At 65.9% G+C, this 15,064-nt stretch carries 15 protein-coding genes; 9 read left to right on the top strand and 6 right to left on the bottom strand.

Features of this window, described 5'->3' with window-relative positions; genetic code table 11:
* Position 1: 1 nt before the first annotated feature.
* Genes ACMDW7_RS05390 through ACMDW7_RS05375 form a run of 4 tightly spaced genes read left to right on the top strand, consistent with a single transcriptional unit; the run spans position 2 to position 2,980 of the window.
* The gene (locus ACMDW7_RS05390; protein WP_377300435.1) at positions 2-223 is read left to right on the top strand and encodes a hypothetical protein; all 222 of its coding nucleotides are present in this window, start codon (positions 2-4) and stop codon (positions 221-223) included.
* Positions 220-1,650, top strand: a complete 1,431-nt coding sequence (locus ACMDW7_RS05385) for an NAD(P)(+) transhydrogenase (Re/Si-specific) subunit beta (protein WP_377300436.1) — start codon at positions 220-222, stop codon at positions 1,648-1,650. Before ACMDW7_RS05390 ends, ACMDW7_RS05385 begins: the two co-directional genes overlap by 4 nt.
* 13 nt (positions 1,651-1,663) lie before the next feature.
* Positions 1,664-2,215 carry a hypothetical protein gene (locus ACMDW7_RS05380; protein WP_377300437.1) on the top strand — a complete coding sequence of 184 codons (552 nt, stop codon included), beginning with the start codon at positions 1,664-1,666 and terminating at the stop codon, positions 2,213-2,215.
* A gap of 21 nt (positions 2,216-2,236) precedes the next feature.
* Positions 2,237-2,980 carry a 5'-methylthioadenosine/adenosylhomocysteine nucleosidase gene (locus ACMDW7_RS05375; RefSeq protein ID WP_377300438.1) on the top strand — a complete coding sequence of 248 codons (744 nt, stop codon included), beginning with the start codon at positions 2,237-2,239 and terminating at the stop codon, positions 2,978-2,980.
* Here the strand turns inward: ACMDW7_RS05375 and queG are convergent.
* The gene (gene queG, locus ACMDW7_RS05370; RefSeq protein WP_377300439.1) at positions 2,971-4,044 is read right to left on the bottom strand and encodes a tRNA epoxyqueuosine(34) reductase QueG; all 1,074 of its coding nucleotides are present in this window, start codon (positions 4,042-4,044) and stop codon (positions 2,971-2,973) included. The genes ACMDW7_RS05375 and queG overlap by 10 nt on opposite strands.
* Here queG and tsaE point away from each other — a divergent pair.
* Both tsaE and ACMDW7_RS05360 read left to right on the top strand, forming a co-directional pair.
* Complete coding sequence (tsaE, locus tag ACMDW7_RS05365) at positions 4,043-4,612, top strand: tRNA (adenosine(37)-N6)-threonylcarbamoyltransferase complex ATPase subunit type 1 TsaE (protein ID WP_377300440.1); 570 nt, start codon at positions 4,043-4,045, stop codon at positions 4,610-4,612. The two genes, queG and tsaE, sit on opposite strands and share 2 nt — an antisense overlap.
* Entirely contained in the window at positions 4,555-6,057 is a 1,503-nt protein-coding gene (locus ACMDW7_RS05360) for an N-acetylmuramoyl-L-alanine amidase (protein ID WP_414859623.1), read from the top strand. The genes tsaE and ACMDW7_RS05360 overlap by 58 nt, the downstream gene beginning before the upstream one ends.
* 110 nt (positions 6,058-6,167) lie before the next feature.
* Here the strand turns inward: ACMDW7_RS05360 and ACMDW7_RS05355 are convergent, their stop codons facing one another.
* The 5 genes from ACMDW7_RS05355 to ACMDW7_RS05335 all read right to left on the bottom strand — a co-directional run bounded on the left by ACMDW7_RS05355 (position 6,168) and on the right by ACMDW7_RS05335 (position 11,159).
* The gene (locus tag ACMDW7_RS05355; RefSeq protein ID WP_377300442.1) at positions 6,168-7,118 is read right to left on the bottom strand and encodes a DMT family transporter; all 951 of its coding nucleotides are present in this window, start codon (positions 7,116-7,118) and stop codon (positions 6,168-6,170) included.
* A 7-nt stretch (positions 7,119-7,125) separates the two neighbouring features.
* Complete coding sequence (locus ACMDW7_RS05350; protein WP_377300443.1) at positions 7,126-8,370, bottom strand: NupC/NupG family nucleoside CNT transporter; 1,245 nt, start codon at positions 8,368-8,370, stop codon at positions 7,126-7,128.
* 52 nt (positions 8,371-8,422) lie between these two features.
* Entirely contained in the window at positions 8,423-8,806 is a 384-nt protein-coding gene (locus tag ACMDW7_RS05345; RefSeq protein ID WP_377300444.1) for a hypothetical protein, read from the bottom strand.
* Positions 8,807-9,357: 551 nt separating this feature from the next.
* The gene (prpF, locus tag ACMDW7_RS05340; RefSeq protein WP_414859622.1) at positions 9,358-10,512 is read right to left on the bottom strand and encodes a 2-methylaconitate cis-trans isomerase PrpF; all 1,155 of its coding nucleotides are present in this window, start codon (positions 10,510-10,512) and stop codon (positions 9,358-9,360) included.
* A complete protein-coding gene (locus tag ACMDW7_RS05335) occupies positions 10,509-11,159 on the bottom strand; it encodes a DedA family protein (protein WP_377300446.1) in 651 nt (216 codons plus the stop codon). The genes prpF and ACMDW7_RS05335 overlap by 4 nt, the downstream gene beginning before the upstream one ends.
* Before the next feature lie 154 nt (positions 11,160-11,313).
* Here ACMDW7_RS05335 and mutL point away from each other — a divergent pair, with 154 nt between their 5' ends.
* The 3 genes from mutL to ACMDW7_RS05320 are packed head-to-tail and all read left to right on the top strand — an operon-like array spanning position 11,314 to position 15,049.
* The gene (gene mutL, locus ACMDW7_RS05330) at positions 11,314-13,161 is read left to right on the top strand and encodes a DNA mismatch repair endonuclease MutL (RefSeq protein WP_377300447.1); all 1,848 of its coding nucleotides are present in this window, start codon (positions 11,314-11,316) and stop codon (positions 13,159-13,161) included.
* Positions 13,161-14,129: a tRNA (adenosine(37)-N6)-dimethylallyltransferase MiaA gene (gene miaA / locus ACMDW7_RS05325; protein WP_377300448.1), complete on the top strand. Its 969-nt coding sequence runs from the start codon at positions 13,161-13,163 to the stop codon at positions 14,127-14,129. The genes mutL and miaA overlap by 1 nt, the downstream gene beginning before the upstream one ends.
* Complete coding sequence (locus ACMDW7_RS05320) at positions 14,126-15,049, top strand: DMT family transporter (protein WP_377300449.1); 924 nt, start codon at positions 14,126-14,128, stop codon at positions 15,047-15,049. The genes miaA and ACMDW7_RS05320 overlap by 4 nt, the downstream gene beginning before the upstream one ends.
* The last annotated feature ends 15 nt before the right edge of the window (positions 15,050-15,064 follow it).

The raw sequence follows: 15,064 nt of genomic DNA, 5'->3' as shown, positions 1-15,064 counted from the left end.
GATGAAACCTGAGTACTGGCTGCCCGGCGTCGTCTTTCTGGTGGTGTCCCTGCCGGTGCTGCTGCTGCTGCGCCAGGTACCGCCGCTGGCGGAGTTCGCGCTGTTCCCGGCCATCATTGCCGGCGGCTTGGCTGCCGCCTTTGCCACCGCCAAGGTCAAGGAGCGCCAGCGCGCGCAAGACGAAGGCGAGCAATCCAAGAACCAGAAGGGGGAGTCCCAATGAGCATGAACGTCGTCGTCCTGCTCTATCTCGTGGCCAGCGTCTGCTTCATCCAGGCGCTCAAGGGTCTGTCGCACCCGACCACGTCCATCAAGGGCAATGTGTTCGGCATGACCGGCATGGCGATTGCCGTGCTGACCACGGTGGCGCTGATTTTCAAGCTCTCGCAGAACCCGGCGGCCGGCATGGCCTATGTGCTGGCGGGGCTGGTCATCGGCGGCGGCCTGGGCGCCTATATGGCCAACAAGGTCGAGATGACCAAGATGCCCGAACTGGTGGCCTTCATGCACAGCATGATCGGCCTGGCTGCGGTGTTCATTGCCGTGGCTGCAGTGGCTGAGCCCTGGGCCTTTGGCATTGTGGCCAAGGGCGGGCAGATTCCCGTGGGGAACCGCATCGAGCTCTTCCTGGGGGCGGCCATCGGCGCCATCACCTTCAGCGGCTCGGTGATCGCCTTCGGCAAGCTGTCCGGCAAGTACAAGTTCCGCCTGTTCCAGGGCGCGCCGGTGGTGTTCAAGGGCCAGCACATGCTGAACCTGCTGCTGGGTATCGCGACGCTGATCTGGGGCGGCGTGTTCTTCGTCACCGAGAGCTGGACCGCCTTCTACATCATGCTGGCCCTGTCCTTTGTGCTGGGCGTGCTGATCATCATCCCAATTGGCGGCGCAGACATGCCAGTGGTGGTGTCCATGCTGAATAGCTATTCCGGCTGGGCGGCGGCGGGTATCGGCTTTTCGCTGAACAACAGCATGCTGATCATCGCAGGCTCGCTGGTGGGTTCGAGCGGCGCGATCCTCTCGTACATCATGTGCAAGGCAATGAACCGCTCCTTCTTCAACGTGATCCTGGGCGGCTTTGGTGGCGATACGTCTGCAGCCACGGGCGGCGCACAGCAGCAGCGCAACGTGAAGAGCGGCAGTGCCGATGACGCCGCTTTCCTGCTGACCAACGCCGAGACCGTCACCATCGTGCCGGGCTACGGTCTGGCCGTGGCTCGTGCCCAGCACGCCGTGAAGGAACTGGCCGCCAAGCTCAAGGAGCGCGGCATCACGGTCAAGTACGCCATCCACCCCGTGGCCGGGCGCATGCCGGGCCACATGAATGTGCTGCTAGCCGAAGCCGAGGTGCCCTATGACCAGGTCTTCGAGATGGAAGACATCAACAGCGAGTTCGGCCAGACCGATGTGGTCATGGTGCTGGGTGCGAACGACGTGGTGAACCCGGCGGCGCACGTGAAGGGCAGCCCGATCTACGGCATGCCGATCCTGGAGGCCTACAAGGCGAAGAACGTCATCGTCAACAAGCGCTCCATGGCTTCGGGCTATGCCGGCCTGGACAACGAACTGTTCTACATGGACAAGACGATGATGGTCTTCGGCGACGCCAAGAAGGTCATGGAAGACCTGGTCAAGGCCGTCGACAACGTCTGACGCGATCCGATCGATGCAGGCGACGCCCTTCGTCTTCATCTACGGCCCGCCGGCGGTGGGCAAGCTGGCCGTGGCGCGCGAGCTTGCTGCGCAGGACGCCCAGCGCGGCTGGCGGGTCTATCACAACCATATCTCGCTGGATTGCGTGGGCGCCGTGTTCGACTGGTTCAGCCCGGCGTTCAACGAATCGGTTGCGGCTGTGCGCTTGGCGATGATCCGCGCCGGGGTGGAGCACCGCATCCCGCTGATCTTTACCTTTGTCTACGCCAAGCCGGTGGATGACGCGTTCTATCTCGACCTATTCGACAAGGTCGAGTGCGCTGGCGGCACGGTGTATCCGGTACGCCTCACGGCACGCGTAGAGACCCTGCGTGAACGCGTGCTCGACCCATCACGCGCTGACACGAGCAAGGCCAAGTCCCTCGAAAAGCTCGACGAGATCCTGCGGACCTACGACACCACGCATGCCCTGCCCGATCGCGAGAGTCTGACGATCGACACGGACCAGTGTTCCGCCCGGCAGGCGGCCGAGCGGATCGTTCGGCACATCAACGACACGCTCTGAGCGGTACTTGGGAACACCCACATGAAGATCGGCCTGCTCGCGGCCATGCCCGACGAGCTCAACACCTTTCTTGCCGACATGCGCGGCACGGCGCACACGCACAGCGTCGCCTCGCGCGAGTTCTTTGAAGGTCCGTTCGGCAGGCACACGCTAGTGGCGGGTTTGGCGCGCATCGGCAAGGTCGCAGCCACCACGACGGCCACCGTGCTGATCGAACGCTTCGGTGTGGATGCGGTGGTCTTCACCGGCACCGCCGGCGGCCTGCACCCCAGCGTGGAGGTGGGCGACCTGGTCGTGGCCGACAGCTTCGTGCAGCATGACCTGGATGTGCGCCCGCTGTTTCCGCGCTATGAGGTGCCCTACCTGGGCATTGCCCGCTTTGCCAGCGACGCTGCGCTCACGCGCCAGCTGCTCGCCGCGGCGCAGCCCGTGGCGCAGGCCTGGCACGGCGCACCGGCCGCGCTCGCGCTGGGCATCACTGCCCCGCAGGTGCATCAGGGGCTGATCGTCTCGGGCGACCAGTTCATCGGCAGCGAAGCCTTGCGCCGCTCCATCACCGACCCGCTGCCCGATGCGCTGGCGGTGGAAATGGAAGGCGCGGCCGTGGCCCAGGTCTGCCACGACTACCACGTGCCGCTGGCGAGCTTTCGCACCATCTCGGACGCTGCGAATGACAGTGCTCACGTGGATTTCGGCCGCTTCATCTCGACCGTGGCCTCGCGCATGGCGCACGACGTGATCGTGCGCTTTCTCGCTCAGCTCTGAGAGCCCTGCAGCCGGGCCAGGGCCCAGGCGACGTGCTCGCGCACCAGCGGGTCGTCGTGGTTGGCGCGTGATTGCAGCGCGCCAAGCGCCTCGGGTGTGGCCGCCCCGTTGCCCAGGGCCACGGCAATGTTGCGCAGCCACTGTGCATGGCCGATGCGACGGATGGCGCTGCCTTCCAGCCGGCGATTGAACTCATCTTCAGTCCAGGCAAAGAGCTGCACCAGCGTGGCGGTATCCAGCCCGTTGCGCGGTGCAAAGTCCGGCACGCGCGCCACCTGCGCGTACTTGTTCCAGGGGCAGACGAGCTGGCAGTCGTCACAGCCGTAGATGCGGTTGCCCATCAGGGGCCGCAGGTCTTCCGGAATGTTGCCGCGGTGCTCGATGGTCAGGTAGCTGATGCAGCGCCGCGCATCGAGCTGGTAGGGACCTGTGATGGCTTGCGTCGGGCAAATGTCGATGCAGGCCTGGCAGCTGCCGCAATGCTCGCCGGTCGGTTCATCGAGCGGCAGCGGGCAGTCGGTCAGGATCTCGCCCAGAAAGAACATGCTGCCGCCATCACGCGAGAGCAGCAGGGTGTGCTTGCCCCGCCAACCCAGACCCGCCTTGGTGGCCAGCTCGACCTCCATGACCGGCGCGGAGTCGCTGAACACCCGGTATTGGTGCGGAATGTGCGCGCTGATCGCATCGGCCAACTGCTGAAGGCGCTGACGTACCGCCTTGTGATAGTCGCGCCCAAGGGCATAAAGCGAGACCGTCGCCTCGCCAGGTGCATGGATGCGCTGCCACGAGCGCTCCTGCCAGTCTGGCTGCTTGTCGTGCAAGTAGTCCAAGCGCACGCAGATGGCACGGATGGCGCCGGGCACGAGCAGTGCAGGGTCGGTGCGCAGTTGGGCATGGCGCGCCATGTAGTCCATCTCGCCATGACGCCCTTGTGCCAGCCAGTCGCGCAACCGCTGCGGCGCCTGGCCGAGGTCCAGATCACTGACGCGGCAGTCCGAAAAGCCCAGCGCCCGGGCGCTATCCTTCACGGCCTTGGCAACTTGGAGCAGATCGGGCGCAGTCATGTCCGACATTATCGAAGCGCTCGAGCTGGACCTCGTCCAGGAGGCCGCCACCCAGGCTGCGGCCGCCGTGTTTGCGCAGGCCCTGCAGCCTGGTGACCGAATCTGGCTGATCGGCGATCTGGGCGCGGGCAAGACCACCTTCATCCGCGCCCTGTTGCGCACGCTCGGCATCACTGGCCCGATCAAGAGCCCGACCTTCGCCCTGGTCGAACCCTATGCCGTTAAACTTTTGGCCGAATCTGCACTCTCAGGCGCAGCCGAGCCATCCGCAGGGGGTGGCAGGCGACCTGAATGCGAGCTGTATCACTTTGACTTCTATCGCTGCGAGCAACCACTCGAATGGTTGGATGCCGGCTTTGCCGAGCACTTTGAGCCGCCGGCCATCAGCGCTGTCGAATGGCCCACTCGGCAGGCCCAGCTGCCTCCGCCCACCTGGCAGCTGCAGCTCACCGAAGCCGCAAGCGGCGGCCGCACGCTGCGCATTGAAGCGCGCACCGCGGAGGCAGCTACATGGCTGAGGCGCCTCGCCGTCCCGCTGGCAGAGGCCGCGAAAACCCGCGCGAATTGACGCCCGACGCGCAGGCAGTGGCAACTACGCGCCGAGCACGTCGCCGCTTCCTGCGCGACTCGTGCGGCCTGCTGGGCGGCCTCTTGCTGCTGCCCGTGGTCGCGGCGAATGGTCTGGCCCGCATGGTGGCCGTGCGTGTCTGGCCGGCGCGAGACTACACCCGTGTGACCCTGGAGCATGACGGCCCACTGAAGTACGAGCAGTTCGTCGTCAAGGACGGCGCGCGCCGCTTCGTGATCGACCTGGACGGCTTGGAAATCGACGCCACGCTGCGCGAGCTCGTGGCCAAGGTGCAGCCCAACGACCCCTTCATCTCCGCTGTGCGGATTGCGCAAAACCGGCCACGTGTGGTGCGTATCGTCTTTGACCTCAAGCAGGACATCGCCCCGCAGATCCTGACCCTGCAGCCGGTGGGGGACTACCGCAATCGCCTGGTGTTCGACCTCTACCCGACGGTGGAGGAAGACCCGCTGGCCACCCTGCTGCGCCAGATCGAGGAAAGCGAAACCCGCCAGTCGATTGCGCGCGCCAGAGAAATGCTCGGCCTGCCGCCGGACGATTTGCCGGTGCACACAGCCCCCGGCACGGCAGCGCCCGGCAGCACGCCAACACCGCCCGTGCCTCTGCCGCCAGTCGGCACACCGGGCGTACCGCCTGCAGTACCGGTGCCCTCACCGGCCTCACCCGCCCCGATGCCCGCCCCACCGCCGCTGCGCGACGAGCCCAGCTTCCCGCGCCTGCCGCGCATGGTCACGGTGGCCATCGACCCCGGCCATGGCGGCGAAGACCCCGGCGCCATCGGCCCGGCAGGCACTTATGAGAAGGACATCGTCCTGATCATCGGCAAGCTGCTGGCCGACCGCATCAACAGCACGCCGAACATGCGCGCCCTGCTCACCCGTGATGGCGACTACTTCGTTCCCCTGCGCGAGCGGGTGCGCAAGGCACGTTCGGTCCGGGCCGACCTCTTTATCAGCGTTCATGCCGACGCCTTCATCCGGCCCGAAGCGCGCGGCTCCTCGGTGTTTGCACTGTCCCAACGGGGCGCAACCTCCGAGGCGGCACGCTGGATGGCGCAGCGCGAGAACAGCGCCGACGTCGTGGGTGGCGTGAACGTCAACGTGAAAGACCGCGACGTGGCGCGCGCCCTGCTGGACATGAGCACTACCGCGCAGATCAACGACAGCCTGCGCCTGGGCAGCGCCATGCTGGAGAAGATCGGCGCCATCAACAGGCTGCACAAGCCGCGCGTGGAGCAGGCCAACTTTGCCGTACTGCGTGCGCCGGACATCCCCAGCGTGCTGGTGGAAACCGCCTTCATCTCCAACCCGGAAGAAGAGCGCCGCCTGCGCTCACCGGACTTCCAGCGACAGATGGCCGACCGGATCTATCTCGGCGTGCGCCGCTACTTTGCGCGCAACCCACCGTTGCGGCGCACCGTTTGAACGGCCGAAATCAGATGTTTTCTGCAACGCAAAATCCCGTACTTCCGCACATCGTGAGCGGAGTTGGGCATTCTCTGCTTCTAAACGAAAACGTCCGATAATGAAACAATTCAAGACCGGCGATTCAAAAGCGTAATCCCCGCGAGGATCGCCGCGAGTGCGACCATCAGCTTCCAGCCGATCGGTTCGCCCAAGATGACCCCTGCGCCGATGACGCCGAACACCGGCGAGAACAGCGCAAAGGACTGCACCCGCGTGGCGGGATAGCGCGTTAGCAGCCAGAACCACACCAGATAGCTGATGAAGGTCACGATCACGGCCTGATAGGCGAGCGACCCCACAGAAACCCAGGACCACTGCGACGGCCAGGGTTCGCCGCTCGCGGCCCACATGATCGGACCGAGCACCGCTGCGGCGCAGAGCTGGTAGGCCAGCGTGGTCTCGGCCGGGGCGTGGCGCAGTCGGCTGACACGAATGATCACGGTGGTGAGGCCCCAGAGCACGGCGGCGCTGAGCATAAGCACGTCGCCCCGCCACTGGCCGGGCAGGCCGGCGCCGCTGAACGCATCCGAAAAGGCATAGGCCAGCGCGGCAAAGGCGAGAACCAGCCCGCCGATCTGCAGGGGCTTCAAGCGCTCGGCAGGCACCAGAATCGCCAGCAGCACCGCCACGATCAAGGGTGAAGAATTGATGAATACCGTGCCGCGCGCAGCGGTGGTCATGGTCAGCGCGGAGAACAGGAAGGCGAACTCGAGCGCAAACAGCGCCCCTACCAGCAGCCCCGGGCCGAGCATCCCGTCCCGCACACCAAACCCAATGCCGCGCCAGCGCATCCACGCCAGGATCAGCGCCGCGGCCACGATGTTGCGGATCATGTTCTGCGCCAGCGGGCCGACCTCCGGCAGCGCCAGCTTGATGGCTACCTGTGTCATGCCCCACAGCGCACAGCAACCCAGCAGCAACAGCACCGCCCAGGCATCCAGATGCGCGCGGCGCAGTGGCTTTGGGTCGGCCGCACTACCCTGCGCCGCGTCTGACGCAGCAGCTTCGATCTGACTCATCGGCACCTCAGACGATCAGTGCCACAAGCGCGGCAGTGATGCAGGTCGACAGCAGGCCAGCCAGGATGGACTTCAGCCCCAGGCTGGCGAGCACGGCCTGCCGATCCGGAGGGAGCAGGGTGCGAAGGCTCGCCAGCGCAATGCCCAGGCTGCCAAAGTTGGCAAAGCCGCACAGGGCATAGAGCATCAGCAGACGGCTGCGCTCCGAAAGCTGCTGTCCCGGCGCGCCGGCCAGATCCAGATAGGCCAGAAACTCATTGATCACGGTCTTCTTGCCCAGCAGATTGCCGGCCACATGCGCCTCTTCCCAGGGCACGCCGATCAGCCAGGCCAGCGGTGCAAACAGCCAGCCGAACACGCGCTCCAGGGTCAGCGGCGCACCCAGCACCTGGGGCAGCAGGCCGAGTAGCGAATTGGCCAGCGCCACCAGCGCTACAAACACAATCAGCATCGCCACGATCGCCAGCACGATCTGCAACGCATCCGTGGTGCCGCGCGTAATGGCACCGATTGCGCTGCGATCCTCCTCGGGCAGTTCCACCTTGGCATCGTCGCTCGGGGTCAAGGGCACCATCAGCGCACAGATGGCAATGGCGACCGGCGTAGACACGAACGAGCAGATCAGCAGATGCGACAGCGCGCCGGGAATCAGCGGGCCGAGCATGGCCGCATACACCACCAGCACCGTGCCCGCGATGGTCGCCATACCGCAGGTGATCACCACGAAGAGTTCGCCGCGGGTCATGGTGGCCAGATAGGGCTTGACCACCAGCGGCGCCTCCACCTGCCCGAGGAACACATTCGCCGCGGCCGACAGCCCGGTGGCGCCACCCACGCCCATGGTCTTCTTCAGCAGCCAGGCAAAGCCACGCACCACCAAGGGCAGCACGCCCCAATAGAACAGCAGCGCCGACAGCGCGCCCACCACCAGCGCAATGGGCAAGGCCTGGAAGGCGAGCACGAAGCCGGCGTTCGGATTGCTCACCGCAAATGGCGTGCCGCCACCGCCGAGGTAGCCAAACACAAAGCTCGTGCCCTGCCGTGTGGCCGCCGCCAGGGCATCCACCGCGCCGTTCATGGCCGCCATCACCGGCTGCAGACCGGTGAGCTTCTGCAGCGCCAGCATCATCACGAAGGCCAGCAGCATGCCCGTCCAGACCGGTCGCCACTGGATGGCCTTGCGGTCTTCGGAAATGGCCCAGCACAGGGCGAGCATGAGGATGATGCCGAGGAAGGGCTGGATCGTGCTCATGGAAGCTTTTCAGTCCTGTGGTTCAGGTCGAGAGCTGGATGAACAGAACCAGTCACCGCAACCGGACGTTCTTGTGGGTGCGCCACTCCGCCGATTTGGTCTGCACGGGGATCAGCGATCGGGCCTGTAACTCTTCGGCAAGCAGCTGCTTTGCCTTCTCGATATCTGCACCAGACCAGACCATCGGTCCATAAACGGCGAAATGCTTGCCCACTCCAAAGAAGACATAGGTTTCTGTTCCGTACGCGCTTCCGAACTCAACGCGATCAATCTCGCTCCAACGTATGGAGTAGGTACCGAAGATGTTTCGGTGCGTGATCGCAACACGCGAAAGGGTCAGTTGGCCTGTCCAACACACCACCCAGAGACCATACATGCCACCGCCGGCGCAGACGAGTTGAAGCCAGGTTGGCAGGTCCGCCGAGTCGAACGCCACGATTCCGAATGCAGCTAGTCCGAAGACACTGCCTCCCCATCGATAGAGCGCACATGTCACTCGGAAGTCTGCCTCCGATCGAGCTTGCTGACCGACTTGATCCGGCTGGCTCCTACCTAACTCTGAAGATGTAAGCGGCTCAGAGCCCATGGTCCTCGCGGTCTGCACGATTCTGCGAAACAAGCCAGCGGAAATGAGACCCCAGATGCCACCCAAAATCACTGCTAGGCAGAACCACCGCTCGGCTCCGCCGCGGATCCCTCCCAAGGACCAACTCAAGGCCACGCCAACGATACATGCGAAGCACGTCACCCCTGCGCTCAATCCGGGGCGTTCCAAGAGCCTCAAGTGAGGCACGGCTAGCAGGGTCCCGCCCATGAGCAGCGCAGGAATTACCCACTCGGCCACCAGTGAGAGCGTTTGAGTCGCCTGTGCCGCTTCCGCTGACCCAACGGAGGCCGTGGCAAGCACTGCAAGGATCGGAGAAGTCGCGAGCAGAACCGGGATCGCCAAACCCAGACTGGCACACGCCACGCGATTCACCCAGGTACTCACCCAAACACCCTCCCTTGCATCAAGCGCCGTGCACTGCGGGTCATCGTCGCTTCGGTAACGGTCCAGCCGTCGGCGCGCTGCTCGGCTTTGGCGCCCACGGCGAGTACACCCGAGGTGTGGCCGATTCGCAGGTGAGCCCGCTGCCCGGCAATCTGCGATGCGATCGTGCCCGGCACAGCGCAGGCCGCAGCCAGTCCCACCGAGCCGGTGCCCGTAAACGCGTGGTGCAGCTTGCCCATGGACAGGATGCGGGCGAGGAGGTCGATCTCGCTGGCTTCGATCGTTTTGCCTGCTGAGCTGATGTATCGCGCGGGCGGCGCGATGAAAGCGATCTTGGGCGTCGCCGGCCGGCTGTGGGTGGCGGCTTCAAGGCTCTCGGCCAGACCCATGGCCACGCTGCCGGCGGCGCGGATGGCTTCCAGGCGCGACAGCAGCGCGGCGTCGCCATTGATCTGCGGCTGCAGTTCGTCGCCCACCAGACACAGATCGGCCGCACGCACGATCACGGTCGGGTTGCCGGCGGTGATCAGCGTGGCATCGATCGGCATACCCACCGCCGGTTCCAGTCGGTCGATCAGGCGGCCGGTGGGGAAGAGCCCGCGGGCATCACCAACATCGTCATCCGGCGCCGGGTCCACGAAGGTGAGTTCGATCGGCGCGGCCGCAAAGGCCACGCCATCCAGCATGAACTCGCCCTGCTCCTGCACCTGCCCGTGCGCAAGCGGCACGCGAGCCAGGATGTGCTTGCCGATATTCATCTGCCAGATGCGGACGATGGCGTGGTCACCTTGCGGCACCGGCAGCAGGCCGAGGTGGAAGGCTGCGGGCCCCACAGCGGCGCTCAGGTTGCCGCAGTTGCCGCTCCAGTCGATGTGGGCGGTGTCGATGCTCACCTGGCCGAAGAGGTAGTCGATGTCTGCATCGGCACGGGCACTGCGGGCCAGCAGCACCACCTTGCTGGTGGACGAAGTCGCGCCGCCCAGACCGTCGATCTGCGCCTTGTAGGGGTCGGGGCTGCCGAGCAGACGGGCTAGCAGCAGGCTGCGGGCCGTTGCATCTTCTGGCAGGTCGGCAGCCCGCAGGAACAGGCCCTTGCTCGTGCCGCCGCGCATCCAGAGCGCTTCGATGCCCGAATGTGTGTAGGACATCATCGTGCCTTGCGCTTTTCCAGCCAAGTGCGCAGGGCTTCAAAGGCCAGCGGCAGAAAGGAGATGAAGATCACGCCGACGATCACCAGCGGCAGATTGTTCTTCACTACCGGGATGCTGCCGAAGAAGTAGCCCGCCCCCACAAAGACGCAGACCCATGCGATGCCGCCTGTAATGGAAAAGAGCTGGAAGCGGTGGTGCGGCATGCTGCCAATGCCAGCCACGAAGGGCGCAAAGGTCCGGATCAGCGGCAAAAAGCGGCTGACGACGATCGTGATGCCACCATGCTTTTCATAGAAGCTATGGGTGCGCATCAACACGTCCTTGGAGAGCAGGCGTGTGTGCTCGTAGTGAAAGACCCTGGGCCCCAGCCAGCGCCCGATCCAGTAGTTGCTGGTGTTGCCCAGGATGGCGGCGACGATCAGGATCGCGATCAGCATCCAGACATTCGGCCCGCCCGCTGCAGCCAGTGCCCCGAGTACGAAGAGCAGCGAATCGCCGGGCAGCCAGGGCGTGACGACGAGCCCGGTCTCGGCAAACACGATGCAGAACACCAGCACATACAGCCAGAGCCCGTACTGCGCCCAGAAGCCGCCGATGTGCTTGTCCAGTTCCAGCACCCAGCGCAGGGCCTCGGTGAGAAATTCCATGCGTCCTTGTATCGAGTCTGCGTTCCGCCCGTGCGGACTGCGCCGATGTTATCTGCCGAACATGGCGCCCATCTTGCACGGGGCGGCCGGTACGCGGCAGCTCGCCGAGCCGACTGCATGGGATCGATCGGCGCGGCTCCCTACAATCCGCGCCATGTCTGCCCCGTTGCGCTCCATCGCCCTGCTGCCCGACGCGCTGATCTCTCAGATCGCCGCGGGTGAGGTGGTCGAGCGCCCGGCCAGCGTGGTCAAGGAACTCATTGAAAACGCCGTAGACGCGGGCGCGAGCCGCATCACCCTGCGTCTGGAGGCCGGCGGCATCGGACGCATCTGCGTGGAAGACGACGGTGCCGGCATCGTGGCCGATGAGCTGCCCTTGGCCGTGACGCGCCACGCCACGAGCAAGATCCGCTCCCTCACCGAGCTGGAAAGCGTGGCGAGCTTCGGCTTCCGGGGCGAAGCCCTGGCCGCGATCGCCTCGGTGGCGCACATGAGCGTCACCTCCCGCACGGCTGACGCGCAGGCCGCCACCCTGCTGGACAACGCCACAGGCAGCTGGACGGCCAGCCCGGCCGCGGGCAGCCGCGGCACGGTGGTGGATGTGCGCAACCTCTTTTCCCAGACGCCGGCGCGGCGCAAGTTCCTCAAGCAGGAAGGCACGGAGCTGGGCCACTGCATCGAGGCGCTGGACCGCCAGGCACTCGCGGCGCCCCAGGTGGGCTTCACGGTCATCCACAACGGCAAGGTACTGCGCAACTATCCGGCCGGCCCGCTGGACGCGCGCATCCGCCAGGTGCTGGGTGAGGACTTCCAAGGCGTGAGCGTACCGATCGACGCGCACGGCGCCTTGAGCCTGGTGGGCCGAGTGGCCCTGCCCACCGCTGCCAAGGGCCGCGCCAGCCACCAGTACTTCTTTGTGAATGGCCGTGCGGTTCGCGACAAGCTGCTGGCCCATGCCATGCGCGCCGCGTATGAGGATGTGCTGCATGGTCAGCTGCAACCGGACTATTGCCTGTTCCTGTCTGTGGACCCGATGACGGTGGATGTGAACGTGCACCCCGCCAAGGCCGAGGTGCGCTTTCGCGACAGTCGGGCGGTGCATGGTTTTGTGGTGCAGGCCATCAAGTCCGCGCTCTCACGCACTGCGGGAACGGCCGCGACACCCACCGCACAAGCTGCCCCGGCAGCTCCGCTGCCCTACCCGCTGCCGCAGCAGCAGCCCATGTTTGCGGCGGAGCGCTCCAGCGCCTACCTGGCCTTTGTGCAGCAGGCGCTGTCGCAGGGGCAGTCCATCGAGGCACCTGCCGCTTTCCGCTTGCCCGGTGCGGATCTTCAAGGCATGCCTCTGGAGAACGGCTCTGGGCAAGCGTCTTCAGGCAGAGGACCTGAAGATCCTCGCCAGACAAGCGAGAACGAGGGCACGCCCCTGGGCTTTGCCGTCGCCCAGCTGCACGGCATCTACATCCTTGCGCAGAACAACCGCGGGCTGGTGCTGGTGGACATGCATGCCGCGCACGAGCGCATCCTGTACGAGCAGCTCAAGCGCTCGCTCGACGCCCGCACCGTGGAGGCGCAGAGCCTGCTGGTGCCCCTGCCCGTGCTGCTCACGGCCGAACAGGCGCAGGCCGCGGCGGACGAACCGGCTGCGCTTGCGCAATTGGGCTTTGAATACTCCATGGCCTCCGAGACGCAGGCACTGCTGCGCGCCGTGCCGCGGCTCTTGGCCGATGCGGATGCGACGCAGCTGTTCCGTGACGTGCTCGATGAAATGGCGCAAAGCGGCTCCGCCACGGTGGTGGAAGCCACGCGCAATGAGCTGCTGGCCACCATGGCCTGCCACGCTGCGGTGCGCGCCAACCGTGCGCTGACCCTGCCTGAAATGAACGCGCTGCTGCGCCAGATGGAAGCCACCGAGCGCGCCGACCAATGCAACCACGGCCGGCCCACCTGGGTGCAGTGGAGCCTGGCCGAGCTGGATCGGCTGTTCATGCGCGGGAAGTGATGGGCAGCATTTCGGTACTGAACCCCGCGCAGCTTTTCGACCGCTTCGACGCGCTGGTCATCAGCGGCCCCACGGCCAGCGGCAAGTCCGCGCTTGCCCTGCAGCTTGCCGCCACCTGGGCGGGTCAGCAGCCCTGCGAGATCATCAGCATGGATTCTGCGCAGGTCTACCGCGGCATGAATATCGGCACGGCCAAGCCCACAGCTACCGAGCAGGCTGCGGTGCCGCACCATCTGATTGATCTGCTCGACCCGGCCGAGGTCTACAGCGCCGCGCAGTTTGCGCGCGATGTGTGCTCGCTCACGCCCGCCATCCGCGCGCGCGGTGCGCTGCCGCTGATCGTGGGGGGCACCATGCTCTATTTCAAGGCGCTGACCGAGGGCCTGTCCGCGCTGCCGCAAGCTGACGCTGCGCTGCGTGCACGCATTGATGCCGAAGCGGCCGCCCAGGGCTGGCCCGCGATGCACGCGCGGCTCGCCACACTCGACCCCGCCACCGCCGCGCGCCTGGCGCCGAACGACAAGCAGCGCATCCAGCGTGCGCTGGAAGTGATCGAGCTCACCGGCCAGCCCCTGTCTGAACTGCAACGCGGCGCCGCGCATGAACCTGCGCCGCTTCGCCTGCTGCACATCAGCATCCAGCCCGAGCGAAATCTGCGCCGCGAGGCTGCCGAGCAGCGCTTTGACGCCATGCTCGCCGCCGGCCTGCTAGACGAAGTGCGCGCACTGAAGGCGCGTGGCGATCTGCACGCCGAGCTGCCGAGCATCCGCAGCGTGGGCTACCGCCAGCTCTGGGAACACCTCGATGGCCATTGCGACTTGTCCAGCGCACGCGAGCGCGCCATCACGGCCACGCGCCAGCTTGCCAAGCGGCAGATGACCTGGCTGCGCGGGCTCGGTGCAGACGTGGTGCTGCAAGCGCCTTCGCTGCCCGATCTGCTCGCGGCCCTTGAGATGCACTCCGCGTGACCCGTTCCGCCGCCTACCTGAGCCTCTGGGCCAGCATGACGCTGGTGGGCACCTATGTGGCCCTGTCCAAGCCGCTCACAGCGGCGCTGCCGGTGTTCATCCTCGCGGGCTTGCGCTTTGGCATCGCCGCCATCGTGATGCTGCCCTGGCTGAAGCTCGGGCCAGACGAAGCGCCGCTCTCGCCGTCCAGCCGCATGTGGCTCTTCTGGCAGAGCTTCTTCGGCAATTTCCTGTTCTCGGCCTGCATGCTGTACGGCGTGGCACTGTCCTCGGCCAGTGCGGCGGGCATCATCATGAGCCTGATTCCGGCGGCGGTGGCGCTCCTGTCCTGGCTCATGCTCGGTGAACGGCCGGGCGGGCGCGTGATCATCGCGCTGCTGCTGGCCGTGGCGGCCATTGCCTTCATCAACCTCGCCAAGCTGGACACTGCAGGCACCGCGTCGGCGGCGCAGGTGCGCACAGCACTGCTGGGCAATGCGCTGCTGCTTGGCGCCGTGTTCTGCGAGGCGCTGTATGTCGTGATCGGCAAGCGCCTGGCCGATCAGGTGTCGCCCAAGCGTGTGTCCGCGCTCATCAATCTCGTGGGGCTGGCGCTCACCCTGCCCTTTGCCATCGGCACCTACCTGCTCATGACGCCGCGCTTTGACTTCGGCGGCGTCAGCACTCAGAGCTGGCTGCTGCTGGTGTTCTATTCACTCGCGGCCAGCCAGTGGGCCGTGTGGCTGTGGATGACCGGGCTGAAGAAGGTGCCGGCCTCGCAGGCGGGCGTGTTCACGGTGGCACTGCCAATTGCGTCCTGCCTCGTGGGCGCACTCTTCCTGGGCGAGCGCCTGGCCTGGCCGCACGGGCTGGCCTTTGCCTGCGCTGCAGCGGGTGTGTGGCTCATTGCCACGGCAACGCCAGACAGCAAGACGCACTAGACGCAAGGCTGTCAG

This window comes from Piscinibacterium candidicorallinum, assembly GCF_047549485.1.
Taxonomy (GTDB): Bacteria; Pseudomonadota; Gammaproteobacteria; order Burkholderiales; family Burkholderiaceae_C; genus Piscinibacterium; species Piscinibacterium candidicorallinum.
Note: the sequence above shows the minus strand (reverse complement) of the source record. Positions and strands in the feature narration are given on the sequence as shown.

What these genes read in the sequence shown, in the direction of transcription:
- ACMDW7_RS05390 (WP_377300435.1), top strand. Translation starts at nt 2, where the DNA reads ATGAAACCTGAGTACTGGCTGCCCGGCGTCGTCTTTCTGGTGGTGTCC.
- ACMDW7_RS05385 (WP_377300436.1), top strand. Translation starts at nt 220, where the DNA reads ATGAGCATGAACGTCGTCGTCCTGCTCTATCTCGTGGCCAGCGTCTGC.
- ACMDW7_RS05380 (WP_377300437.1), top strand. Translation starts at nt 1,664, where the DNA reads ATGCAGGCGACGCCCTTCGTCTTCATCTACGGCCCGCCGGCGGTGGGC.
- ACMDW7_RS05375 (WP_377300438.1), top strand. Translation starts at nt 2,237, where the DNA reads ATGAAGATCGGCCTGCTCGCGGCCATGCCCGACGAGCTCAACACCTTT.
- tsaE (WP_377300440.1), top strand. Translation starts at nt 4,043, where the DNA reads ATGTCCGACATTATCGAAGCGCTCGAGCTGGACCTCGTCCAGGAGGCC.
- queG (WP_377300439.1), bottom strand. Translation starts at nt 4,044, where the DNA reads ATGACTGCGCCCGATCTGCTCCAAGTTGCCAAGGCCGTGAAGGATAGC.
- ACMDW7_RS05360 (WP_414859623.1), top strand. Translation starts at nt 4,555, where the DNA reads ATGGCTGAGGCGCCTCGCCGTCCCGCTGGCAGAGGCCGCGAAAACCCG.
- ACMDW7_RS05355 (WP_377300442.1), bottom strand. Translation starts at nt 7,118, where the DNA reads ATGAGTCAGATCGAAGCTGCTGCGTCAGACGCGGCGCAGGGTAGTGCG.
- ACMDW7_RS05350 (WP_377300443.1), bottom strand. Translation starts at nt 8,370, where the DNA reads ATGAGCACGATCCAGCCCTTCCTCGGCATCATCCTCATGCTCGCCCTG.
- prpF (WP_414859622.1), bottom strand. Translation starts at nt 10,512, where the DNA reads ATGATGTCCTACACACATTCGGGCATCGAAGCGCTCTGGATGCGCGGC.
- ACMDW7_RS05335 (WP_377300446.1), bottom strand. Translation starts at nt 11,159, where the DNA reads ATGGAATTTCTCACCGAGGCCCTGCGCTGGGTGCTGGAACTGGACAAG.
- mutL (WP_377300447.1), top strand. Translation starts at nt 11,314, where the DNA reads ATGTCTGCCCCGTTGCGCTCCATCGCCCTGCTGCCCGACGCGCTGATC.
- miaA (WP_377300448.1), top strand. Translation starts at nt 13,161, where the DNA reads ATGGGCAGCATTTCGGTACTGAACCCCGCGCAGCTTTTCGACCGCTTC.